This window comes from Caballeronia sp. INML3B (assembly GCF_023631305.1).
GTDB lineage: Bacteria > Pseudomonadota > Gammaproteobacteria > Burkholderiales > Burkholderiaceae > Caballeronia > Caballeronia turbans.
Genome location: NZ_JALQDI010000015.1, coordinates 214,676 through 237,254, shown reverse-complemented (window position 1 = coordinate 237,254; position 22,579 = coordinate 214,676). Strand labels below are relative to the sequence as shown.

At 62.7% G+C, this 22,579-nt stretch carries 17 protein-coding genes, 5 tRNA genes and 1 pseudogene; 16 read left to right on the top strand and 7 right to left on the bottom strand.

Annotated features, from left to right (window positions below; translation table 11 throughout):
• Window positions 1-809 precede the first annotated feature (809 nt).
• From ltrA to NCS58_RS10175, 8 genes are all read left to right on the top strand, one after another.
• Complete coding sequence (gene ltrA, locus NCS58_RS10210; RefSeq protein WP_250490118.1) at window positions 810-2,510, top strand: group II intron reverse transcriptase/maturase; 1,701 nt, start codon at window positions 810-812, stop codon at window positions 2,508-2,510.
• 155 nt (window positions 2,511-2,665) lie between these two features.
• Window positions 2,666-4,825 (top strand): excinuclease ABC subunit UvrC, encoded by a 2,160-nt coding sequence (uvrC, locus tag NCS58_RS10205; protein WP_250538373.1) that lies wholly within the window; start codon window positions 2,666-2,668, stop codon window positions 4,823-4,825.
• A 97-nt stretch (window positions 4,826-4,922) separates the two neighbouring features.
• Entirely contained in the window at window positions 4,923-5,519 is a 597-nt protein-coding gene (gene pgsA, locus NCS58_RS10200; protein WP_061120994.1) for a CDP-diacylglycerol--glycerol-3-phosphate 3-phosphatidyltransferase, read from the top strand.
• A 156-nt stretch (window positions 5,520-5,675) separates the two neighbouring features.
• Window positions 5,676-5,751, top strand: a tRNA-Gly gene (locus tag NCS58_RS10195).
• An 86-nt stretch (window positions 5,752-5,837) separates the two neighbouring features.
• A tRNA-Gly gene (locus NCS58_RS10190) sits at window positions 5,838-5,913 on the top strand.
• An 86-nt stretch (window positions 5,914-5,999) separates the two neighbouring features.
• Window positions 6,000-6,075, top strand: a tRNA-Gly gene (locus NCS58_RS10185).
• 79 nt (window positions 6,076-6,154) lie between these two features.
• Window positions 6,155-6,228: transfer RNA gene (locus tag NCS58_RS10180), tRNA-Cys, on the top strand.
• A gap of 124 nt (window positions 6,229-6,352) precedes the next feature.
• Window positions 6,353-6,847: a GNAT family N-acetyltransferase gene (locus NCS58_RS10175; RefSeq protein ID WP_061120993.1), complete on the top strand. Its 495-nt coding sequence runs from the start codon at window positions 6,353-6,355 to the stop codon at window positions 6,845-6,847.
• On the opposite strand, the pseudogene NCS58_RS10170 reads toward NCS58_RS10175, so the two are convergent.
• A pseudogene (locus NCS58_RS10170) lies at window positions 6,842-7,719 on the bottom strand (cytochrome c oxidase assembly protein). The gene NCS58_RS10175 and the pseudogene NCS58_RS10170 sit on opposite strands and share 6 nt — an antisense overlap.
• A 2-nt stretch (window positions 7,720-7,721) precedes the next feature.
• On the bottom strand, window positions 7,722-8,351 hold the full coding sequence (locus NCS58_RS10165) for an SCO family protein (protein ID WP_061120991.1): 630 nt from the start codon (window positions 8,349-8,351) through the stop codon (window positions 7,722-7,724).
• Window positions 8,352-8,615: 264 nt separating this feature from the next.
• Here NCS58_RS10165 and otsB point away from each other — a divergent pair, with 264 nt between their 5' ends.
• Both otsB and otsA read left to right on the top strand, forming a co-directional pair.
• On the top strand, window positions 8,616-9,368 hold the full coding sequence (otsB, locus tag NCS58_RS10160) for a trehalose-phosphatase (RefSeq protein ID WP_061120990.1): 753 nt from the start codon (window positions 8,616-8,618) through the stop codon (window positions 9,366-9,368).
• On the top strand, window positions 9,365-10,750 hold the full coding sequence (gene otsA, locus NCS58_RS10155) for an alpha,alpha-trehalose-phosphate synthase (UDP-forming) (RefSeq protein ID WP_250476874.1): 1,386 nt from the start codon (window positions 9,365-9,367) through the stop codon (window positions 10,748-10,750). Before otsB ends, otsA begins: the two co-directional genes overlap by 4 nt.
• Window positions 10,751-10,807: 57 nt before the next feature.
• Here otsA and NCS58_RS10150 read toward each other — a convergent pair whose 3' ends face one another.
• Entirely contained in the window at window positions 10,808-12,688 is a 1,881-nt protein-coding gene (locus NCS58_RS10150; protein ID WP_250538371.1) for an ABC transporter ATP-binding protein, read from the bottom strand.
• Between the two features lie 833 nt (window positions 12,689-13,521).
• Here NCS58_RS10150 and NCS58_RS10145 point away from each other — a divergent pair.
• The 3 genes from NCS58_RS10145 (at window position 13,522) to NCS58_RS10135 (ending at window position 16,175) form a co-directional block, all read left to right on the top strand.
• Window positions 13,522-14,586 (top strand): glycosyltransferase family 4 protein, encoded by a 1,065-nt coding sequence (locus NCS58_RS10145; RefSeq protein ID WP_061120988.1) that lies wholly within the window; start codon window positions 13,522-13,524, stop codon window positions 14,584-14,586.
• Between the two features lie 219 nt (window positions 14,587-14,805).
• Window positions 14,806-15,636 (top strand): hypothetical protein, encoded by an 831-nt coding sequence (locus NCS58_RS10140; RefSeq protein ID WP_061120987.1) that lies wholly within the window; start codon window positions 14,806-14,808, stop codon window positions 15,634-15,636.
• A 65-nt stretch (window positions 15,637-15,701) separates the two neighbouring features.
• Window positions 15,702-16,175, top strand: coding sequence for a DUF2214 family protein (locus NCS58_RS10135; RefSeq protein WP_061120986.1), 474 nt, complete (start codon window positions 15,702-15,704; stop codon window positions 16,173-16,175).
• Between the two features lie 102 nt (window positions 16,176-16,277).
• On the opposite strand, the gene NCS58_RS10130 is transcribed toward NCS58_RS10135, so the two are convergent.
• The 4 genes from NCS58_RS10130 to NCS58_RS10115 all read right to left on the bottom strand — a co-directional run bounded on the left by NCS58_RS10130 (window position 16,278) and on the right by NCS58_RS10115 (window position 18,473).
• Window positions 16,278-16,352: transfer RNA gene (locus tag NCS58_RS10130), tRNA-Val, on the bottom strand.
• A 70-nt stretch (window positions 16,353-16,422) separates the two neighbouring features.
• Window positions 16,423-17,160, bottom strand: a complete 738-nt coding sequence (gene dnaQ / locus NCS58_RS10125) for a DNA polymerase III subunit epsilon (RefSeq protein WP_250538370.1) — start codon at window positions 17,158-17,160, stop codon at window positions 16,423-16,425.
• A gap of 18 nt (window positions 17,161-17,178) precedes the next feature.
• Complete coding sequence (gene rnhA / locus NCS58_RS10120) at window positions 17,179-17,640, bottom strand: ribonuclease HI (RefSeq protein WP_061120984.1); 462 nt, start codon at window positions 17,638-17,640, stop codon at window positions 17,179-17,181.
• Entirely contained in the window at window positions 17,640-18,473 is an 834-nt protein-coding gene (locus tag NCS58_RS10115) for a class I SAM-dependent methyltransferase (RefSeq protein ID WP_250538368.1), read from the bottom strand. The genes rnhA and NCS58_RS10115 overlap by 1 nt, the downstream gene beginning before the upstream one ends.
• A gap of 27 nt (window positions 18,474-18,500) precedes the next feature.
• Here NCS58_RS10115 and gloB point away from each other — a divergent pair, with 27 nt between their 5' ends.
• The 3 genes from gloB (at window position 18,501) to NCS58_RS10100 (ending at window position 22,504) form a co-directional block, all read left to right on the top strand.
• A complete protein-coding gene (gloB, locus tag NCS58_RS10110; RefSeq protein ID WP_250538366.1) occupies window positions 18,501-19,334 on the top strand; it encodes a hydroxyacylglutathione hydrolase in 834 nt (277 codons plus the stop codon).
• A gap of 161 nt (window positions 19,335-19,495) precedes the next feature.
• Window positions 19,496-21,151 (top strand): transglycosylase SLT domain-containing protein, encoded by a 1,656-nt coding sequence (locus NCS58_RS10105; protein WP_250476869.1) that lies wholly within the window; start codon window positions 19,496-19,498, stop codon window positions 21,149-21,151.
• A gap of 114 nt (window positions 21,152-21,265) precedes the next feature.
• Window positions 21,266-22,504 (top strand): nitrate/nitrite transporter, encoded by a 1,239-nt coding sequence (locus tag NCS58_RS10100; protein WP_250538364.1) that lies wholly within the window; start codon window positions 21,266-21,268, stop codon window positions 22,502-22,504.
• Window positions 22,505-22,579: the final 75 nt, after the last annotated feature.

Below are 22,579 nucleotides of genomic sequence, written 5' to 3'. Positions count from 1 at the left end.
CCGCCTAGTGTGGTGAACCCGCTACACGATACGAGCGAAAGCTCGGGATGTCATTGTTCGGCCCGACCTGCAGTTTGGGGGAGGGCAGTGAACCTGCTGTACGACCAGCAGTAGCCTACGAGGACATGCGTCACTGGCAACGGTGGGGTGTGAAGCTCCTCGGACAATGTAGCCCCCGGAGGTATCGGGCGGACCGTTCCCGTGAGGGGATTGTTCGGAGACTCCCAGCAGCGAGGGGGTCGAGGAGCTAGGCTGGCTGATAAGGTTAATGTAAGTGAACTGCTGATAAACCTCGTTACCAGTGAGGAGCCAAAGCTGCTTGAAACATCGGGCTCTAACCAAAACGGTACGTGGTCGGATAGCCCACTTAGAATTTGGGCTACGTCGTTACAGCACCACCGGGGGATAGGCAGAACCTACGTCAGTCGTGTGACATGCCGGGAACGTGGTAAGCCCGTATGGTCGCCAGCGCTGTACGGCTGGCAGACGGACCGTAAGGAACGTTGTTGATCATGCGGGTATGGGAGGACGGAAAAAGCGAATGCCGGGCTGTAATGGCACGGATAGGGGTTGAGACATTATCCCACGCGAAAGCGGGCAGACTTCCGTCTGGTCTACCGTCGCAAGGCGGCTGACTACCCTCTGTAACTTGGTCAGGTACGGGTGCATGCGCCCGTACTGAGGTGTTTGTCCGAGATAGGGGCGCACGCGCTCCTATTGAGGTGTCTGTTGTTCCCTAGAGGGGTGTGTCTGCCCCTCTGGGGAGATGCGCCTTCTGCCTGGGGACTTTTTCCAAGTAGGAGAGCAGCATGAAAGTATCTGGTCGAAAGACCGGATCTGCGCTTTCCCACGCGCCTGTCAACTGGAATGCCGTCAATTGGCGGAAAGTTGAGCGGAACGTGAGAGGGATGCAGATTCGAATTGCGAAGGCGACGCGGGAAGGTGACTGGCGCAGGGTGAAAGCCCTGCAACGGATGCTGACTCGCACGTTGTCCGCGAAGCTGTATGCGATACGACGTGTTACGCAGAACCAGGGTGCGCGAACGGCTGGAGTCGATTGCGAACTGTGGGACTCGCCTGAGAGCCGGTGGGAAGCCATCGGCAGGTTGAAGCGGCGCGGATATAAGCCTTTGCCATTACGGAGAGTTTTTATCCCCAAGGCCAATGGAAAGGAGCGTCCTTTGGGCATTCCGACCATGCGGGACAGGGCGATGCAAGCCTTATATCTGCTGGCTTTGGAGCCGGTAGCAGAGTCGACGAGCGACCCGAACTCGTATGGGTTCCGGATCAATCGTTCAACGGCTGACGCTATGGGTCAGGTACGAGCTTGCACGTCCCGGAGGAATTCGTCCCGATGGGTACTGGAAGCGGATATCAAAGGCTGCTTTGACCACATCAACCACGATTGGCTGGAAAACCATGTCCCCATGGACAGGGAAATTCTCCGAAAGTGGTTGAAGGCTGGCCTGATTTACAAGGGGCAGCTACAGGCGACTGAGGCCGGTACGCCGCAGGGAGGCATCATCTCCCCGACGCTGGCAAACGTGACGCTGAACGGGCTGGAGCGTGAACTGATTGCGCACCTCGGTGCGAAATTCGGGATCGCAAAGGCAAAGAAGCTGAAAGTGAATGTGGTGCGATACGCGGATGACTTCGTGATCACCGGCGACTCGAAAGAGATTCTGGAAAACGAGGTCAGGCCTTGGGTGGAAGCATTCCTTGCTGTTCGAGGCCTGCAACTGTCAGAGGCAAAAACGCGGATCACCCACATTGATGAAGGCTTCGATTTCCTTGGGTGGAATTTCCGGAAGTACTCGGGAAAGCTGCTCATCAAGCCGAGCAAGAAAAACGCGCAAGCGTTTTATCGCAAGGTGGCGGAAACGATCAGCGGCAACAAAACGGTAAAGCAGGAGGTTCTGGTCCAACTGCTGAACCCGATGTTGCGCGGATGGGCGCAGTATCACCATCCGGTCTCGGCCAAGCAGACGTACAGCCGGATGGAGCATCTGATTTTTCGGAAGCTCTGGCGGTGGTCGAAGCGGAGGCATCCGCAGAAGAGCGCTGTATGGGTGAAGCAGAAGTACTTTCACTCTGTCGGTGCCCGGAATTGGGTGTTTGCCGTTCGCACGGAGCGCGAGGACGGCAGTTGGGGGCTGAATGAGTTGTACCAGCTTAGCGGTACAGCTATCAAATGGCACACGAGGATCAAGGGCGAGTTCAATCCTTTTGATCCGAAGTGGGAGCAGTATGGCGAGACCTTGCGGCAGGGGCGCATGTGGGAACAGATGCGTTACCGAAAGCAGTGGGCCGCGCTATATCTGTCACAAGGCGGGCTATGCGCGCATTGTGGCTGTGCCTTGACGGACGAAACGGGTTGGCACGACCATCATCTGGAATATCGGATGCATGGCGGCACCGACGCCTTGTCCAACCGGGCGCTGCTTCACCCGCACTGCCACCGGCAAGTGCACGCTGGAAAACTAGTTGTAACTAAGCCGGTTCTGTCGTAGACAGAACTTTGTTTGTAGATTTGAGCCGTATGCGGGGAAACTCGCACGTACGGTTCTCGGGGGGCCCGGCTTTCGCAAGAAAGTCGGGCTACCCGACAGATAACGCGCCCGGCACGGCTCACCGCCGTGCCTATGCTTTTCCGCCCCCTTGCTGCATGACTGACACCGACGCCCCCCAACCGGATTTCGACCCGAAAAAGACGCTCGCCCAACTGCCGCATCTGCCCGGCGTGTACCGCTATTACGACGGCGATGGCAACGTGCTCTACGTCGGCAAGGCGCGCAATCTGAAAAAGCGCGTGTCGAGCTACTTCACGAAGACGCTGCATTCGCCGCGCATCGCGATGATGGTGACGCGCATCCGCAAGATCGAGACGACTGTCACGCGTTCGGAAGCGGAAGCGCTGCTGCTCGAGAACAATCTCATCAAGGCGCTCGCGCCGCGCTACAACATTCTTTTTCGCGACGACAAGTCGTATCCGTTCCTCAAGCTCACGGGCCACACGTTTCCGCGCATGGCCTACTACCGCGGCGCGGTCGACAAGAAAAACCAGTACTTCGGCCCGTTTCCGAGCGCGTGGGCGGTGCGCGAGAGCATCCAGATCCTGCAGCGCGTATTCCAGCTGCGCACCTGCGAGGACTCGGTCTTCAGCAACCGCACGCGGCCGTGCCTCCTGCATCAGATCGGGCGCTGCACGGCGCCGTGCACGGGGCTCATCACGGAAGAGGATTACGCCCGCGACGTGTCGAACGCATCGCGCTTCTTGCTCGGGCGGCAGGGCGAAGTGATGAAGGAACTGGAACAGAAGATGCACGCGTTCGCCGCCGATCTGAAGTTCGAGCAGGCCGCGGCGGTGCGCAATCAGATGAGCTCGCTGTCGACCGTGCTCCATCAGCAGGCGATCGAAGTCGGCGGCGAGAGCGACGTCGATATCCTCGCGGTCGTCGCGCTCGGCGGCAAGGTCTGCGTGAATCTCGCGATGGTGCGCGGCGGGCGGCATCTCGGCGACAAGGCGTATTTCCCGGCGCACGTCGAAAGCGCGATGGCGCTGGACGATGAAGACGATCTGCCCGAGCTTGCCGACGTTGCGGAAGCGGCCCCCGCCACGCCCGCCGACGCAGCGCCCGCCGATGTCGAAGCAATCGTGCAGGCAGCCGAACAGGATGCGCGGGCCGCCGAATCGTTCACGCAGACGAGCCTCGAGACGGTGCAAGCCGCATTGGAATCTGAAGCCGAAGCCGAAGCCGAGCCTGAACCGCGCGAAGGCGCGCTCGAATCCGAGGTGCTCGAAGCCTTCATGGCGCAGCATTACATCGGCAATCGCGTGCCGCCGGTGCTCGTCGTGAGTCATGCGCCGTCGAGCCGCGAGCTCGTCGATCTGCTGATGGAACAAGCGGGCCACAAGGTCACGCTGCTGCGTCAGCCGCAGGGACAGAAGCGCGCGTGGCTCTCCATGGCCGAAAACAATGCAAAGCTCGCGCTCGCGCGTCTTCTGTCGGAGCAGGGGTCGCAGCAGGCGCGCACGCGCTCGCTTGCCCAGACGCTTTCCATGGAGATGGACGATCTCGCGCAACTGCGCATCGAGTGCTTCGACATCAGTCATACGATGGGCGAGGCGACGCAGGCATCGTGCGTCGTGTATCACCATCACAAGATGCAGTCGGGCGAATACCGGCGCTACAACATCAACGGCATCACGCCCGGCGACGACTACGCCGCGATGCGCCAGGTGCTCACGCGCCGCTACGAGAAGATGGTCGCGCAGGCCGCCGCGAATGCAAACGACGAAGCGACGACCCTGCAACCCGACGATGCCGCCGACCCCAACGTCACGCCCGATGCCGCCGAACCCGTGGCTGCGGGCGGCACGCTGCCCAACATCGTGCTGATCGACGGCGGAAAAGGGCAGGTCGAGATCGCGCGGCAAGTTTTCTCGGAGCTCGGGCTGGATCACGGCATGCTGGTCGGTGTTGCGAAAGGGGAAGGGCGCAAGGTGGGCCTCGAAACGCTGGTGTTCGCCGATGGCCGTGCTCCGCTCGAGCTCGGCAAGGAAAGCGCGGCGCTGATGCTCGTCGCGCAGATCCGCGACGAGGCGCACCGCTTCGCCATCACCGGCATGCGCGCGAAGCGGGCGAAAGCGCGCCAGACATCGCGGTTGGAAGAACTGGAGGGCGTCGGTGCGAAACGGCGTCAGCGGCTGCTTTCGCGATTCGGCGGATTGCGCGGCGTGCAGGCGGCGAGCGTCGAAGACCTGGCGAGCGTCGAAGGCATTTCGCTGGCGCTGGCGCAGCAGATTTATCGTCAGTTGCATTGAGCCGCAAGCGCCTGCCGCACGGCGTGCCGCCTTGTGAGCGCGGGGTCGACGCGGCACAATGTCGGCTTCCTTACACGTCCCTCAACCGCTTTCGCCCATGCCGTTCAATCTACCGATCTTCCTGACGTGGCTGCGAATCGTGCTGATTCCACTCGTGGTGGGCGTGTTCTATTTGCCGGACATGATGATGAGCCCGGAGCATCGCAACCTGCTCGGCATGATCATTTTCGTACTCGCGGCGCTCACCGACTGGTTCGACGGCTTTCTTGCGCGCAAGCTCAATCAGACGTCTTCGTTCGGCGCGTTCCTCGATCCGGTCGCCGACAAGCTGATGGTCACCGCCGCGCTGCTCGTGCTCGTGCAGTTGTCGCGGCTGAATGCGGTGATCGCGCTCATCATCGTCGGCCGCGAGATCACGATTTCCGCGCTGCGCGAATGGATGGCGCAGATCGGCGCATCGAAGAGCGTTGCGGTGAATCAGCTCGGCAAGTTCAAGACCGTATGCCAGATGGTCGCCATTCCGATGCTGCTGTTTTACGGGCCGCTCAAGATCGCCGGCACGCCCTGGATCATCGACACGCGCGTGTGGGGCTTGTGGCTCATCTACGTCGCGGCGTTTCTCACCGTCTGGTCGATGCTCTACTACATGAAGCTCGCGTGGCCTCAGATTCGTGAGCGCGGCGGCATGCTGTGAGGGATCGTAGCGATCATTGCAAAAAATTGCGTCGAACCCATAAATTCCTCTCACAAAACAGTTGACAGCCCTCTTTGGCTTCTACATAATCTCGTTTCTCTGATGCACGGCGCGACGCAACAAGCGAAACGAGAGCAAAAGAGAGCAGTAGCAAATGCGGGAGTAGCTCAGTTGGTAGAGCGCAACCTTGCCAAGGTTGAGGTCGCGAGTTCGAGACTCGTCTCCCGCTCCAGATTTTGAAAGTTTCGATGTCATCGGCGCTGAATTGGCAAGCGCAGCGAGGCATCGGAAACTGGCAGTTTAGCGTTGCAGGATAGTGCGGGAGTAGCTCAGTTGGTAGAGCGCAACCTTGCCAAGGTTGAGGTCGCGAGTTCGAGACTCGTCTCCCGCTCCAGATTTTGAAAGTTTCGATGTCATCGGCGCTGAATTGGCAAGCGCAGCGAGGCATCGGAAACTGGCAGTTTAGCGTTGCAGGATAGTGCGGGAGTAGCTCAGTTGGTAGAGCGCAACCTTGCCAAGGTTGAGGTCGCGAGTTCGAGACTCGTCTCCCGCTCCAGTCAAAGGGGAAGCCAAGCTTCCCTTTTTGTTTGGTGGCACAGCCGGCATGATCGCCGGCATGCACCAAAACCGCTTTTGGCGCGGTAGCAAAGCGGTTATGCAGCGGCCTGCAAAGCCGTTTAGACCGGTTCGACTCCGGTCCGCGCCTCCACTTGAAAAGCCCTGATCCGTCAGGGCTTTTTTCTTTTCGGCCCGCCGGTATTCAGCCGATTCTGCGTCCCGCCCGTCGCGGCACGACACGGCATAATTGCCATACTTCCGCCACACGAACGCCAATGACCGATCCACTCTCTCAACTCGAATGGCGCTGGAAGCGCTTCGACGACCTGACGACCGCCGAGGTCTACGACATGCTCGCCGCGCGTAGCGCCGTGTTCGTCGTCGAGCAGAATTGCGTGTATGGCGACATCGACGGACTCGATCTCGATGCGTGGCACCTCCTCGCATACGGCAAGGCCGACGAGCGTCCCGCACTCGCGGGCTATCTGCGCGTGCTGTTGCCGGGCCATCCAGACGAAAGCGAGAAGCACGTGCGCATCGGCCGGGTGCTGACGACCGCCAGGTTTCGCAAGATGAAGCTCGGCAACACGATGCTCGAGCGCGCGCTCGAGCACATCCTGAAGCAATGGCCCGATCAGCCGATCAGCCTGCACGCGCAAGCGCATTTGCAACGCTTCTACGGCGCGTTCGGCTTCGTGCCGTCGTCGGGGCTGCATGATGAAGACGGCATTCCGCACGTATGGATGCGCCGTCCTGGCTTCGAATCATGATGTCGTGGCCTTCGGGCCGGTGAGCGGCGCGCCCGCGCCGCGTCCGACACGTTCCTTCCTTAGCCGCGAGCGCGCCGACAGCCGCAGCCAGTGACGCAGCGCGATCAGTGCGCCGATGACGCTCATCATCGATCCCGGAATCCATAGCAAGAGCCCGCCGATCTGCTGATCGCGCATCGGCGTGATCCATGTGAACGCGCGGCCGCAGATGGAGTAGATCGGATACAACTCGTGCGGCGTGAAGAAGATATAAGCGCCGAGGATAATCTGCGGCGGAATGGCGGCGATCACGACGAGTATGCGTCTGCCGGGCGCGAGCCGCGCGGGCGGCGCCGGACGCGGATCGAGAATCAGCCACCAGAAGAGCAGACCGTCGATCACCATGCTCCAGTTCATCACGCGGTAGAGCCGATAATCGAGCATCGCCTTGAAGTGGATCGGTGAAAGCAGCCAGAAGTAGATCAGCCCGACGAACAGCGCGACCGCGATCGCGGGATTGAACACGATATCGAAGAACATGCGCGCGGCTCGGGTCGGCGCGCCGGGCGCAGCCAGCGTTGCCGCCAGGCGAACGGAACGCCCGCGCGCAATGCCGCACCGGGATACGACAGAGCGATCAGGAACGGCCCGAGATGATGCAGCACCAGATGCTGCAGCCGATGCATGAAGAATTCATGCTCGAAGAAGTAGTCGAGCCGCGTGTGGAGCGCGACATAGAGCGCGATCAGGCCGAACCAGAACGCAATGCGACGCGAGATCGACACGCGCGCGTGCCGGGCGCCGCGCGCGAACAACATCCCCGCGACGAGCACGGCGATCACGACCGTCGGTGACGGCTCCCACGGATCGAGCCAATACAAAAGCGTGGTCATCGTCAGGCGTCCTTCGCGTGAATCACGCGCTTCAGATCGTTCGCGATGGCGTCGATGGAATCGTGGTCGGTCGCGAGCAGGCGCGCGTGGCCGGCGGCATCGAAGATATAGACGGCCGAGCTATGCGTGACTTCGTATTCGCCGTTCGGGTCGCGCTTTTCCATCTGATACGCGATGCGATAACGCTGCGCGACCGATTCGATCGCGCGTTCGGTGCCTGTCAGACCGACGGCATGCCTGTCGTCGAAGGCGCGCACGTAGGAGCGCAGGAGTGCGGGCGTATCGCGCGCCGGATCGACCGAGACGAACACGATGCGCGTGTTGTCCGCGTCCGCGCCCACGCGCTGGAGCACCTGCATGAGGCGCGCCATCGTTTCGGGGCAGACGTCGGGGCAATGCGTGTAGCCGAAATAGACGAGCGTCGTTTTGCCCGCGAAGGACTGTCCGGTGACGGGCGCGCCGGCATCGTCGACGAGCGAGAAGTCCAGGTCCGGCAAGTGACCCGCTACATCGGTCAGATGCCACGGCTCGGCGGGCTTCGAGCAGGCGGCGAGCGCGCACAGCGAAAGAAGGGCGATGAGGCGCCGGGGCCGCGTGAACCGTGCGAGAGGATGGAGGAACGAAGCGTGCATCGGAAAGTGCGTTGCAGGATGATTCGGTATGAACTCCTGTCGCAAAATACACGCCTTTCGCGGCGCCGCCAGCGCATCATGTCGCGATCGGACTATTTTTGAGACGATTTGCCGCATGACCCAGGCGCGCTGAAAGGACCAACGGCGAGGGCTGTAAGCTAAGACCTTTCTTAAACGAAAGCTTTCGCGCGGTAAGATGCGCACGCATTGCGACGTTCGAAACGGGCGCGCGCCACATCACAGGCAACCACAGGCCAAAGATCGATGCTCACTCTTCCCGATTCCCTGTCTCTTGCCGAGACCGCTTTCTTCTTCGATTTCGACGGCACGCTCGTCGAACTCGCCTCCACGCCCGACGGCATCTTCGTGCCGCGCTCGGTGCCCGACATCCTCGCAGCGCTCCGGCGCGCGACCAACGGCGCGGTCGCGGTCGTGTCGGGGCGCGGCATCGACAATATCGACTCGTTCCTGCAGATGGCCGACTTGCCCGTCGCGGGCATGCACGGCGCGGAACGGCGCGATTCGAACGGCGACGTCCAGCGCATCGGTTTCAACGACGAGCGGCTGCTGCGCATGGAGCACGCGCTCGAGAAGGTCGTCAACGCGAATCCGGGCATGTTGCTGGAAATCAAGGGCGCGGCACTCGCGCTGCATTACCGCAACGCTCCCGACCGCGAGCCGGCCGCGCGCGCGGCCACGGAGAAGCTCGTCGCTGAATACGCGGACGCCTACGTACTGCAGCCGGGCAAGATGGTCTACGAGATCAAGCCGAAAGACGTCGACAAGGGCCGCGCGGTGCGCGCTTACATGGGCGAGCCGCCGTTCACGGGCCGCAAGCCCGTATTCATCGGCGACGATCTCACCGATGAGAAGGGCTTCGCGGTCGTCAACGAGTTCGACGGGCTGTCGGTGAAGATCGGGCCGGGCGAGACGGTGGCGCGGGCGCGCATCGAATCGGTCGAATTGTTGCTGGACTGGTTGCAGGTGATTGCGGGCACGGCGGGGAAGCACGCGTGAGCCGGCTGATCATCGTTTCGAACCGCGTCGCGCCGATTTCAGAAGGCGGCCCCGCAGCGGGCGGTCTCGCAGTCGGCGTGTACGACGCGCTGAAGGAAACCGGCGGCATGTGGTTCGGCTGGAGCGGGGACGTGCTCGCGTCTCATCCCGAGGGCATCAAGCTCGAAGAACACGGGCCGGTGACCTTCGCGACCATCGGCCTCGTGAGGCGCGACTACGACCAGTACTACCGCGGCTTTTCCAACGCGACGTTGTGGCCCGCGTTTCACTATCGTCCGGACCTGATCGAGTTCGATCGCCACGAATACGACGGTTATTGCCGCGTGAACCGCTGGCTCGCCGAACAGCTCGCGCCGCTGCTCAGAGCCGACGATGTGATCTGGGTGCACGACTATCACCTCATTCCGTTCGCTCAGGCGCTGCGCGCGCTAGGCGTGAAGAATCGCATCGGCTTCTTTCTGCATATTCCGTTTCCGGCGCCGCAGATTCTGCTGAGCGTGCCGCGCCATCGCGAGCTGGCGGAGGCGCTCTGCGCGTTCGATCTGCTCGGCTTCCAGACCGCGCCCGATCTGCGCGCGTTTTGCGAATACATCGAAACGGAAACGGGCGGCACGCTGCGGCGCGACGGTGCCGAGCCGGTCGAAGTCCGCGCGTTCGGCCATGCGCTTCGCGCGGCGGCGTATCCGATCGGCGTCTATCCCGACGAGATCGCCGCGCTCGCGAAGGACGGCGAAAGCGGGCGGGACGTCGAGATCGTCAAGGCGACGCTGCACCATCGCAAGCTCGTGATGAGCGTCGATCGCCTGGACTATTCGAAGGGCCTCGTCGAACGTTTTCGCGCGTTCGAGCGGTTGATCGAGCACGATTCGCATCAGCGCAACAACGTGTCGTTCCTGCAGATCGCGCCGCCGACACGCTCCGATGTCGACGCCTATCGCGACATGCGCTTCCAGCTCGAGGCGGAATCGGGCCGCATCAACGGCCGCTATGCCGAGCTCGACTGGACGCCGATTCGCTATATCCATCGCCAGTATGAGCGGCCGGTGCTCGCCGCGCTGTTCCGAGAGGCGCATGTCGGCCTCGTCACGCCGTTGCGCGACGGCATGAATCTCGTCGCGAAGGAGTATGTCTCTGCGCAGGATCCGGACGATCCCGGCGTGCTCGTGCTGTCGCAGTTCGCGGGCGCGGCGCGCGAGCTGACGGCCGCGCTCATCGTCAATCCGCTCGACATCGACGGCATGGCCGACGCGCTCGCCACCGCGCTCGAGATGCCGCTCGACGAACGCAAGGCGCGCTACGGCGAGATGATGCAGCAGCTTCGCGCCAACAACGTCTCCGTCTGGCGCGACAACTTCCTGCGCGATCTGAAAGCGGGCGCGTAGACGCAAAAAAGCCGCGTTTTCTTCTCGAAAACGCGGCTTTTTCGACTGGCGGAGCGATCAGGCCGGCTGCTTGTGCGGCGTTGCCACGATCGACGGCACCTTGCCGTGCTGCTTCGCGAGCAACTCGCGATACAGCCCCGGACGGTCGCGCAATTCCTGGGGCGAACCGTCGTCGATGACCTTGCCCGCGCTCATCACGATGATGCGATCGAAGTTCTGCAGCGTCGACAGGCGGTGCGCAATCGCAATCACCGTGCGGCCGACCATCAGACGGTCGAGTGCCTGCTGAATCGCTTCCTCCGATGCGCTGTCGAGTGCGGAGGTCGCTTCGTCGAGCAGGAGAATGGGCGCGTTTTTCAGGATCGCGCGTGCGATCGCGATGCGCTGGCGCTGGCCGCCCGACAATTTCACGCCGCGGTCGCCGACGATCGTGTCGAAACCTTCCGGCATCGCTTCGATGAAGTCCGTGCAGCGCGCCTCGCGCGCGGCGGCGAGCACTTCCTCGCGGCTCGCATCCGGACGGCCGTAAGCGATGTTTTCGAACACGGTGCGGTGAAACAGCGAAATATCCTGCGGCACGAGCGCGATCGCGTGGCGCAGGCTGTCCTGCGTGATCGCGCCGATATCCTGGCCGTCGATCTTGATGCTGCCTTTCTGCGGCTCGTAGAAGCGCTGCAGCAGCGCGAGCACGGTCGACTTGCCCGCGCCCGACTTGCCGATCAGCCCGACGCGCTGGCCCGGCTCGATATGCAGATGGAAGTTGTCGAGAATCGGGCGGCGGCGCGGATACGCGAACGTGACGCTTTCGAAATCGACGCGCCCCCCTTGCGGCACGAGTTCGGTTGCATCCGAGCGATCCGGCATGCCGTGCGGCTCGAGCAGCGTCTGGACGGCTTCGGCAAGACGTGCGACGTGCTGTGTGACATCGACGAGCGCCACGGCGAGATCGCGCGTGCCATGCAGAATCGTGAAGCCGAGCGAACTGACGAGCACGATATCGCCCGAAGTCGCGCGGCCCTGCGACCACAGCCAAAGCGCCCAGCCGAGCAGGCCGGCGGAGAGAATCGCCGTCACGACCGCGTGGAAGAGGCGCAGTTTTTCGAGGTACAGCAGGCTCTGCTGGCGCGCGACCATTTCGGCCTTCACCGTTGAGCCGAAGCGCTTCTGCTCGCGAAAGGTCATGCCGAACGCGCGCACGAGCGCCATGTTGCCGATCACGTCGACGAGCTCGCCATCGACCGACGCCGCCTTCGACGCGAAACTGTGATGCCTTGCCGAGCCGCGCTTCGCAAGCCGGTAGAGGATCAGCGCGAGGACCAGCGATGCGGTCATCAGGCCGGCGGCCATCAGCGGATTGACCGAGACGATCATTACGATCGCGCCCAGCACCGCGATACACGGCGGCAGGACGTTCCACGCCATCACGTTCTCGGAGGTGTAGATCGCGTTCGACGTGGCGGTGATCCGGCTCGCGAGCATGCCCGGCTGCTTTTCGGAAAAATACGTCGGCGAGTGGCCGGACAGATACGAGAAGAGATCCTTGCGCAAGTCGCCGGTGACGATCACGAACACGTGCGCGCCGACCCAGCCGCCGACCCGCCACAGCAGGTTGTCGGCGGCGATCAGCCCGACGAGGATCATGAACGCGCCCCACAGCGGCCCGGGATGCCCGCGGCCTTGTCCGAGGACATCGATCAGATGCTTGATCGCGTACTGCGAGGCGAGGGCGCAGCCCACCGCGGCGAAGACGCTGAAAAGCACGATGGAATGCGCGACGGGATGCCGGCGGATGTAGCGCAACAGGAACGCGAGCGGCCGATGCGCGTAGCTCGCGAGCTTCGCGTTGTGCGCGTTACGCTGGGAGACGGTGAGTTGGTCCAATGGTCTTTTTTGGTCGTAGAGCGGTTGAGCGTATGTTGCGCCATAGGGCAGTGCCATGTGCGGTGTCGTCTGCGGCAACCGGCATGCAATTCGTCGCCCGATCCGGCGCGACTGACGTCAAGCGAGGCGACGCTGCGCCGTCTCCATCACGAATTGTATCCAGTATCGCGGAGGGCAACGCGTCTTCGGGCACATGACGTCCGGCCTATGTGGCCATCCGAACATCGCCCGCGGCGAAAAATGGTCCTGCGCCGCGTCGTGATGGCCGGCGGGCGCGCGGCTGGCGCATGGGCGCGCATTGTAAGCACATTGCGCAGCTTTTTGCGATGAAACGCTCGCCGGGCGGGGCGGGCAGTCACGGGTTACGTTCGGCAGCGGTGGAAAAGCACGTGTCGCGCCAGACATCGAGTCGCTGATGCAAGCCCCCGCCGGGTGCCCAGCCGCTGTTACGCGCGCACGCCGCCGGGCATCGTTCAACCCGTGCTCCAATGTAGAACAACCTTAATAAACAGGGGTTTGCAAAGTGTATCCCTCGTGTAACAAGGTAAATAAGTTGAAATGACTGCCGGCGCACGCTGTAAAAGGCTCCATAATCCGGTTCGGGTTTGCCCTTAGGCCTTCGACAGGTTTTTGCAAGTTCCCGTCAACCGCCGGAGCGGACGTGCGTTATTTGCTGGCGCGCGGCGATTTTCGAGATATGGAACCCCAATTGCTTGGACCGAACGCCTGCGCGCCAAACCGGTGACCAGCGACCCCGCTTTTTCACTCGAGCACCAGCCATAGCGCCGCGGCCCCGCGCCGCGGAGAGCTTCGCCCGAGCCGAGCGATTCGCTCTCCAACGTCAACATGACAGCAGTACTTGCCTGATCTTTCATTAGGAGTTTCACGACATGCGAATCGCTCAAATCGCGCCCCTCCACGAGGCTGTTCCGCCGAAGCTGTACGGCGGCACGGAACGCGTGGTGTCTTATCTGACCGAGGCACTCGTGGATGCCGGACACGATGTGACGCTCTTCGCGAGCGGCGATTCGCAGACCTCCGCGAAACTCGAAGCGTTCTGGCCGCAGGCGCTGCGCCTCGATCCGACCATCCGCGACACGATGGCGCCGCACATGCTTTTGCTCGAAGAAGTCCGCCGCCGCGCCGACGAGTTCGACGTGCTGCACTTCCACATCGACTACTACCCGTTCTCGCTGTTCGCGCGCCAGCCGGTGCCGTTCCTGACGACGATGCACGGCCGTCTCGACCTGCCCGAACTGCAGCCGATCTTCAACACGTTCAATGACGTGCCGGTTATCTCGATCTCGGACAACCAGCGTCAGCCGCTGCCGCAGGCGCACTGGCTCTCCACGGTGTATCACGGTCTGCCGGAAAACCTGCTGAAGCCGATTCCGAACGTGAAGCCCGGCTACCTCGCGTTCCTCGGCCGCATCTCGCCGGAGAAGCGGGTCGACCGCGCGATCCGCATCGCGCAAGCTGCGGGCATGAAGATCAAGATCGCCGCGAAGCTCGACAAGGCCGACCGCGCGTACTACGAAGAAGAGATCAAGCCGCTCTTCGCGCTGCCGCACGTCGAGTACATCGGTGAAATCAGCGAAGCCGAGAAGACGGAGTTCCTCGGCAATGCGCACGCGCTGCTGTTCCCGATCGACTGGCCGGAGCCCTTCGGCCTCGTGATGATCGAAGCGATGGCCTGCGGCACGCCGGTAATTGCGTTCAACCGCGGCTCGGTGCCGGAAGTGATCGAAAACGGTGTGTCGGGCTTCGTCGTCGAAGACGAACTCTCGGCGATCGCCGCCGTGAAGCGGCTCGACACGCTGTCGCGCGAGAAGGTTCGTGGCGCATTCGAAGCGCGTTTCTCGTCGAAGGTGATGGCGCAGAACTACGTCAACGTTTATGAAGAATTGCTGCGCCAGAAGCGCCGCACCGTTCTGCGCGAAGTCAACGCGAGCTGAGCAAGTCTTGCCGCTTCGCGCGGCATCGGCAACAAAACAACGCCCCGCGTGCCTCAAGGCACGCGGGGCGTTGTCGTAATAGCACACTTAGGTCCGCCTTTCGGGCGCTACGCCGCGCAAGGGCTGTCAAACCTCTGACGACATCCGTAATCTCCCTATAATGACCGGGCTTCGCGATGCGCGGAGCAGTATGCATCGATCGTGGACAGGAGTGTTCTTTTGGCGAGACCCAAGCAAATCAGCGCGAGCCCGGCACCGGGCGCCGGCACCGTGTTCGCATTGCGTGCGATCGGACTGGTGCTCGCGGCGCGTTGGGCGTTCTCGATGTCGCAGATGGGCTACCTGTCCTCGCTGCGCGCGATGACGTCCTCGCCGTGGGCATGCGTGAACCTCGTCCTGATCTTTCTCCTGATCGTGCTGCCGGGCGCGAAGGCGCGCACGGAACGTCCGCTGCATCCGCTGCCGCAGTGGCTGCGGCAGGCGTTGCGCTTCATCGCGCTGCTGGCTTTCGGCTTTGCGATGTTTTCCGTCGGCGCGTTCGTCTGGAGTTCAGGATGGCGGCGCTTCACACAAGCGCTCGCCGAGACCAACGGCTGGCTCGTCGTCGGCCCGGCGCTTTATGCGGTCATCATGTGGATCTGCCGGCCGCGCGCGCTCTGGCGCACGAACATCGCAGCGCGGCGTTTCGCGATCGGCCGCTATGCGATCTCGCTCGATCCGGTCACGCGGACCGCTGTCGTCTGGGCGGAAAGCCGAAAGCTCGGCCAATACGATGCGCGCGAACTGTCGGTGAAATGGCCGGCGCCGTCGTCGGACGCATCGCCATCCACGACGATGCTCACACCGGCCACCGAGCCCGCCGGCCCCGCGATTCGCGCAAGCGGCGAAGTGCGGCGCGGCGTGTTCGCGCGTCGGCCGAAAATCGAACTATTGTGGGACTCGCCCGCCGCAGCCGGGCACAATCGCACCACCGTGTTCCGCGCGCCGCTCGCCAGCGAAAGCGATCGCAGCGCGGCGCGGGCGCTCGATGCGACCCTGCGTCAGGGCTGAGTCGGTTCGACTTCGCAAGCCGAAAATGCCGTACACGTCGTTCCTGTCTCGTCAGGGAGGAAAGGATGCTGATACGTTGGTTGCTGGCCGCAATTCATCTTCTTGCTTTCGGGTTCGCGCTCGGCTCGGTGCTCGCGCGGGCCCGCGCGCTGCGGCGTCTCGACGCCACGCAGTCCATCCAGGCGAACGAGTTGCGCCTGCGTGACGTGTTCCGCTCGGACTCGGTGTGGGGCGTCACCGCGATCGTGCTGATCGTGACGGGCGTGACGCGCGCGTTCGGCGGATTCGAAAAAGGGGGCGCCTACTATCTGCACGAACCGCTTTTTCATTTGAAGATGACGGCGCTCGTCGTGATTCTGTTGATCGAAGTCTCGCCGATGCTTGCGCTGATTCGCTGGCGCATCGCGCTCGCGCAGGGCGGGACGATCGACCTGACGCGCGCGCGGCGTTTTGCGTGGATGAGCGATCTTGAAGCGGGACTCGTGATGGTCATGGTGATCGCCGCAAGCGGGATGGCGCGTGGCGTGTGGGCGTCGTAACGTCTTAGCAACCGCCTTCGGGTGACGGAAATGAAAAAGGCCCAAGTCGTGAGACTTGGGCCTTTTGTTCTTCGGTGCTTGTCTTTACCAACACCAGAATCCTGGTGGGTAGTACTGGGATCGAACCAGTGACCCCTGCCGTGTGAAGGCAGTGCTCTACCGCTGAGCTAACCACCCGAAGAGAGACGAGATTATGTCAGGCGTTTCTTGTTTCGTAAAGAGGCTCTTAAGCTAAATTCGAAAAAATTTATGCAGGAACGACATCGCTTTCAGCCGGTGCCGATTCCGTGCGCCATACGCTCGCGCCTTTGATCGCTTTGTCGAGATCGGTCAGCACGGCTTCGTGCGCGGCGAGCTCGGCCTCGCTCGCAATGATGACCGGCAAGTCGAGATCGTCGAGCGCGATGCGCGATGTGGAAACCGAGCCCGACGCGGGCTGATCGCCGAGCATGTCGATGACGAGGCTTTCCTGGCCACGCGTCATCGCAAGATAGACTTCTGCGAGCAATTCCGAGTCGAGGAGCGCGCCGTGCAGCGTGCGATGCGCGTTGCTGATGCCGAAGCGGTCGCACAGCGCATCGAGCGAATTGCGCTTGCCGGGGAACATCTGCTTGGCCTGCGCGAGCGAGTCGATCACACCGGCACATGTCTCTGACACCTTCGGCAATCCGAGCAGCGAGAACTCCATGTCGAGAAAGCCGACGTCGAAGGGCGCGTTATGGATGATCAGCTCCGCGTCCGCGATGAAGTCGCGCAGTTGAGCGGCGATCTCGGCGAACTTCGGCTTGTCGCTCAGGAACTCGGTGGTGAGGCCATGGACCGCGAGCGCGCCGGGATCGCTGTCGCGCTCGGGGTTCACGTAGAGGTGCAGGTTGTTGCCGGTGAGCCGGCGGTTGATCAGTTCCACGCAGCCGATTTCGATGATTCGGTCGCCGGTCCTCGCGTTCAGGCCGGTGGTTTCGGTATCCAGTATTAATTGGCGCATAGATGACGTGTAATTTGATTAGCTGTCCGCGAGCGAGGTCACGCCGCGATTGGCGAGCGCATCGGCGCGTTCGTTCTCGGGATGACCGGCGTGGCCCTTGACCCAGCGCCATTCGATTTCATGCTGCGCGACGAGGTCGTCGAGCCGCTTCCAGAGATCGGCGTTCTTGACGGGCGTCTTCGCGGCGGTCATCCAGTTCTTTTTCTTCCAGCCGTGGATCCATTCGCTGATGCCTTTTTGCACATATTGCGAATCGGTATGGATGATCGCGTGACACGGGCGCTTCAGCGCCTCGAGTGCGGAGATCACGGCCATCAGTTCCATGCGGTTGTTCGTGGTCGCGGCCTCTCCGCCGAACAGTTCCTTTTCCAGCGAGCCGAAGCGGAGGAGGGCGCCCCAGCCGCCGGGCCCGGGATTGCCCTTGCAGGCGCCGTCCGTGTAGATGTCGATTACCTTGTTCGATGCGGATTCTTGAGTCATCAATGCTCGTTGCGGGTCTCGTTGCGCGTATGCGGAGCCGCGACCGGCGCGAGGCCGGACGCGAGCGCGGTCTTTTTCAGCTTGCGCGGACCGATGACACGCATGCCGCGCACGCGTTTCACCGCCGTGATCATGTACGCCGCGCCGAAAATGGGCCACCAGCGGTCGCCGGCAGCTTCCATGAATTGATAGCGTTGCAGCCACTTGTCCGTGACGAGCGGCGGACGATAGCAGCCGAAGCGCCCGCGTTCAAGGTCGAACCCGAGTAGTTTGATCCAGTCCTTGATGCGCGTGAACGCGATCATCTCGTGTGCCGCCGGCACGAACGGCCGCCCCGCCACCTTGCCGAGCGATTGCCGCGCGCCCCACAGGCTCAGCGAATTGAAGCCGAGGATGATCAACTGCCCTTCGGGCACGAGCACACGTTCGGCTTCGCGCAACAGCCGGTGCGGGTCCGGCGAGAACTCGAGCGTGTGGGGCAGTACGAGCAGATCGACGCTTTGTGCTTCGAAGGGCAGGTCGAGCAGATCGCACCACACAGTGCTGCGGCCATCTGGCGCGCTCGCGGCCGGTAGCGCGCTCACACCGGGCGTCGTGGCGCGCGGCGGCGTGTAGGGCGCGCTCGATGCGCTTTCGGCGTCGAGTACGAGCGCACGGCCGGTCATGCGATTCTCGCGTAGTGCGTCGAGATGCGGCATGCCGAGCTGCAGCGCGTGATAGCCGAAAATGTCGGACACCACGTGATCGAGCTGCGCCTGCTCCCATTCGAGCACGTAGCGTCCGGGCGCCGAGCTCGTCCAGGTGGCCCAGTCTATAATCGGTCGGTCAGACATGTTCGAATTGCCGCATAAAAGATCGCCATGAATTCGCTTGCCAAGAATCTACCTGTACAGGATGCACTCGAATACGTGCCGGTTCCGGCGTTCGAGGACAACTACATCTGGCTCGTGTCGGACTCGCGCGATGCGGTCGTGGTCGACCCCGGTGACGCTGCGCCCGTCGAGGCGTATCTCGCCAGGCGCGGTTGGCGACTGACCGCTATTTTACTCACGCACCATCATCAGGACCACGTCGGCGGCGTGAAAGCGCTCCTCGATAGACGATCGGCAGAGGGTGGCATCCCTGTCTACGGCCCGGCCGGCGAGCGTATCGAGCATCTGACCCAGCGCGTCACGGGCGGCGATACGGTGCGCATCGCGCATCCGGCGCTCGAACTCGCAGTCATCGACGTGCCGGGCCATACGGCCGGTCACATCGCTTACTTCCAGCCCGGCGACCAGAGCGGCACGCCGCACCTCTTTTGCGGCGACACCCTGTTCGCAAGCGGCTGCGGCCGTCTTTTCGAAGGCACGCCGCAACAGATGCTGAGCTCGCTCGACGCGCTCGCAGCGTTGCCGGAGCACACTCAGGTTCACTGCGCACATGAATACACGCTCTCGAACATCAGATTCGCGCGCGCATGCGAGCCGGACAACACCGCGCTGCTGCGCTGGAGCGACGACGCACAGGCGCTGCGCGCCGCCGGCAAACCGACACTACCGACCACCATCGGCCACGAAAAAGCGGTGAATCCGTTCCTGCGCGCTGACGTTCCGGCGATCCGCGCGACACTTACTTTACAGTTCGGCACACCAGTTTCGGACCGGCTCGAAGCGTTCCGAATGATGCGCGGCTGGAAAGATAAGTTCCGCTAACCCGAAGCTTTTGGGGCTAACTTCAACCGAAACGTTGGAATCGCCGTTAGATGCAGGATTTTGCAGGGGTTTTGCGCGCATTCTTATTGACGTCTTAAGTGCTGTTCCGTACTATCGGCTCCAAATTTCCAAGCATCATTTTGTGGAAGCAGAGACGTTCCATGCGACTAACCCTTAGCGCGCTGTCCGTCCTGATGCTCGCCGCGTGCGCGAGCCAGGGACCTACAGCGTCAGATCCTTTATCACTTCCAGTCAACTCCACCGCTTCGCAGCAACAGCAGCAACAAGTCGCCGACGCCATTCGCCGCACTGCAGCAGCCAAAGAGACCATCAACGTCGACAAGACGCCCGTGACTTCGCTCGCGGGATCGTCCGATCTGTGGAACCGCATTCGCGGCGGCTTCCAGATTCCCGATCTGCAAAGCGATCTCGTCGACATGCAGGTCAACTGGTACGCGCAGCGCCCGGATTACGTCGAGCGCATGACGACGCGCTCGCAGAAGTACCTGTATCACATCGTCGAGGAACTGGAGCAGCGCCACATGCCGACCGAACTGGCGCTCCTGCCGTTCATCGAGTCGGCTTACAGCCCGCAGGCGCTGTCGGTGGCGAAGGCCGCGGGCATGTGGCAGTTCATGCCGGGCACCGGCCGCGACTACAACCTCAAGCAGAACATGTGGCAGGACGAGCGCCGCGACGTGCTCGCCTCGACGAGCGCCGCGCTCGACTATCTCTCGCGTCTGCATGACATGTTCGGCGACTGGCATCTTGCCCTCGCCGCGTACAACTGGGGTGAGGGCAACGTGCAGCGCGCGATCGCGCGCAACGAGGCGGCGGGCTTGCCGACCGACTACGAAAGCCTGCGCATGCCCAACGAGACGCGTAACTACGTGCCCAAGCTGCAGGCCGTGAAGAACATCGTGAGCAATCCGCAGACGTACGGTCTCACGCTGCCGGACATCCCGAATCACCCGTATTTCGTGACGGTCACGACCGCGCGCGATATCGACGTGACGATGGCCGCGAAGCTCGCCGGCATGAGCGTGGAAGAATTCCGTTCGCTGAATCCGTCGTTCTCGAAACCGGTGATACTCGGCGCGACCAATCCGCAGATCCTGCTGCCATTCGACAACGCGGCTTCGTTCCAGCGCAATCTGTCGTCGTATTCGGGCGCGCTGTCGTCATGGACCACCTATACGGTGACCGAGCGGTCGCGCCCGGCGGCGATCGCCGAGAAGATCGGTGTGGACGCGGACACGCTGATGTCCGTCAACCGCATTCCGGCGGGCATGCGTCTGAAGCCCGGCTCGACGATCGTCGTGCCACGCACGGACGACGACGACGAAGACATCAGCGCCGACGTCGCCGCGAACGCGATGCTCGCGATCGAGCGCGACGTCCCCGACACGCGCAGACTCGTGATCCGTGTGCGCCGCAAGCAGGCCGTCAACACGCTGGCGGACCGCTATGACGTGTCGCCGGCGCAGGTGCGCGCATGGAACCGCACGCACGGTGATGTGTTCATGCCGGGCCAGGTCGTCGTCCTGCACGTGCCGTACGGCCGTGCGGTGCCGGCCGAGCCGGGTCCGGCGCGCGTGGAGACGGTGGCGGCGTCTAGCCGTTCGTCGGGCGGCGTGTCGAAGATCGGCACGCGCGTGCCGGAAACGAAGTCTTCGCGCGGCGGGAAGTCAGCCGCGCATTCGGCGGGGAAGGTGACGAAAGTGTCGGCTTCGACGACATCGCACGCAGCAAAGCATGCCGCCACGGCCAAGGCCGTGAAGCCGGCCGCGCCGGCGAAGACCAGCAAAAAGAAATAAAGCCGGCGTTTCTACGAAGCGCTATCCCACGCCGTCACCAAGGTGACGGCGTTTTCGTTTGACGACCCCGTTAAACTGGCGATCCAAAAAGAATCAATGAAGCGCCCGTTTCACATGTCGCCCACCGCTCACCTTCGTGTTTTCTTCCTGTTCGCCGCCGGTTACTTCGTCTCGTACGTGTTCCGCGGCGTCAATCTCGGCTTCGCGCCGCTGATCACGCACGACCTCGGCCTGTCCGCGGCCGATCTGGGTCTGCTGACTTCGCTGTATTTCATCGGCTTCGCGCTGGCGCAGATTCCCGTCGGCGTGCTGCTCGATCATTTCGGACCGCGTCGCGTGACGGCCAGCATGCTGGTCTTCGCGGCGGCCGGCATCTGGGTGTTCGGCGCATCCCGGGGGCTTGCGGGGCTGATGATCGGCCGATTGCTGATAGGCATTGGCGTGTCGGTGTGCCTGAGCGCGGCCTTCAAGGCGTCGGCGCAGCATTTCGCGCTTGCGCGCCTGCCGCTCATCAACGGATTCACGATGGCCGTCGGCGGGCTGGGCGGTGTCGTCGTGGGCTCGCCGCTCGCCGCGCTCTTGCAGGTCGCGAGCTGGCGGCAGGTGTGCGTGGGACTGGGCATGTTCACGCTCGTCGTCGCTGCCGCGATCGTCCTTTTCGCGCCACGCAAGGCGGAGGCCGATCCGCATCACCAGGCGGACGTCGTCACCCAGTTCAAGGGCACGTGGCTCATCCTGAAAAGCGGCGTGTTCTGGAAGATCGCGTCGTTTTCCGTTGTCACGCAGGGCGTTTTTTATGCGATGCAATCGCTATGGATTCGCCCCTATTTGCTCGATGTAATGGGCCTCGCCCCGGCACACGCGGCAGCGCTCGTTTCGATACTCGGCTTTGCGATGATGTTCGGCTGCGTCGGCTTCGGCGCGGCGGCGCGCGGGATGGAACGGCGCGGCGTGTCGGTGTATGCGTTCTGCGGCGCCGGCATGATGCTGTTCGTCGCCACGCAACTGCTGATGGTGCTGCGCGTGCCGGTAGCGCCGTCCGTGCTGATTGCCGCATACGGGATTTTCGGCGGCACGGGTATTCTGAGCTACGCGGTCGCCGCGGAGTATTTCCCGTCGCACATGATCGGACGCGCGCACACGACGCTGACGCTCGTGATTTTTCTGTTGATCTTCGGTTTTCAGGTGGGCGTCGGCGCGATGCTTTCGTTCTGGCCCTCCGATGGAGGGCGCTATCCCGCGTCGGCGCACTTGACGGTCTGGATCGTGCTGATCGGGCTGCAGGTCGCGAGCGCGGTCTGGTACGTTTTCCCAAGCCGCACGGTGCAGAAGGTCGAACGCGCGGCGCGCTGATCGGCGCGCGAACAAAGTAGCCGGCAAGCGGACATTTCTCAAATCTGGCGAATGTGACCTTTTCGCGCTATAATT

Excerpts from the sequence above, each read along its gene's own strand:
- ltrA (WP_250490118.1), top strand. The coding sequence starts at position 810 with ATGAAAGTATCTGGTCGAAAGACCGGATCTGCGCTTTCCCACGCGCCT.
- uvrC (WP_250538373.1), top strand. The coding sequence starts at position 2,666 with ATGACTGACACCGACGCCCCCCAACCGGATTTCGACCCGAAAAAGACG.
- pgsA (WP_061120994.1), top strand. The coding sequence starts at position 4,923 with ATGCCGTTCAATCTACCGATCTTCCTGACGTGGCTGCGAATCGTGCTG.
- NCS58_RS10175 (WP_061120993.1), top strand. The coding sequence starts at position 6,353 with ATGACCGATCCACTCTCTCAACTCGAATGGCGCTGGAAGCGCTTCGAC.
- NCS58_RS10165 (WP_061120991.1), bottom strand. The coding sequence starts at position 8,351 with ATGCACGCTTCGTTCCTCCATCCTCTCGCACGGTTCACGCGGCCCCGG.
- otsB (WP_061120990.1), top strand. The coding sequence starts at position 8,616 with ATGCTCACTCTTCCCGATTCCCTGTCTCTTGCCGAGACCGCTTTCTTC.
- NCS58_RS10150 (WP_250538371.1), bottom strand. The coding sequence starts at position 12,688 with ATGGCACTGCCCTATGGCGCAACATACGCTCAACCGCTCTACGACCAA.
- NCS58_RS10145 (WP_061120988.1), top strand. The coding sequence starts at position 13,522 with ATGCGAATCGCTCAAATCGCGCCCCTCCACGAGGCTGTTCCGCCGAAG.
- NCS58_RS10135 (WP_061120986.1), top strand. The coding sequence starts at position 15,702 with ATGCTGATACGTTGGTTGCTGGCCGCAATTCATCTTCTTGCTTTCGGG.
- dnaQ (WP_250538370.1), bottom strand. The coding sequence starts at position 17,160 with ATGCGCCAATTAATACTGGATACCGAAACCACCGGCCTGAACGCGAGG.
- rnhA (WP_061120984.1), bottom strand. The coding sequence starts at position 17,640 with ATGACTCAAGAATCCGCATCGAACAAGGTAATCGACATCTACACGGAC.
- NCS58_RS10115 (WP_250538368.1), bottom strand. The coding sequence starts at position 18,473 with ATGTCTGACCGACCGATTATAGACTGGGCCACCTGGACGAGCTCGGCG.
- gloB (WP_250538366.1), top strand. The coding sequence starts at position 18,501 with ATGAATTCGCTTGCCAAGAATCTACCTGTACAGGATGCACTCGAATAC.
- NCS58_RS10105 (WP_250476869.1), top strand. The coding sequence starts at position 19,496 with ATGCGACTAACCCTTAGCGCGCTGTCCGTCCTGATGCTCGCCGCGTGC.
- NCS58_RS10100 (WP_250538364.1), top strand. The coding sequence starts at position 21,266 with ATGTCGCCCACCGCTCACCTTCGTGTTTTCTTCCTGTTCGCCGCCGGT.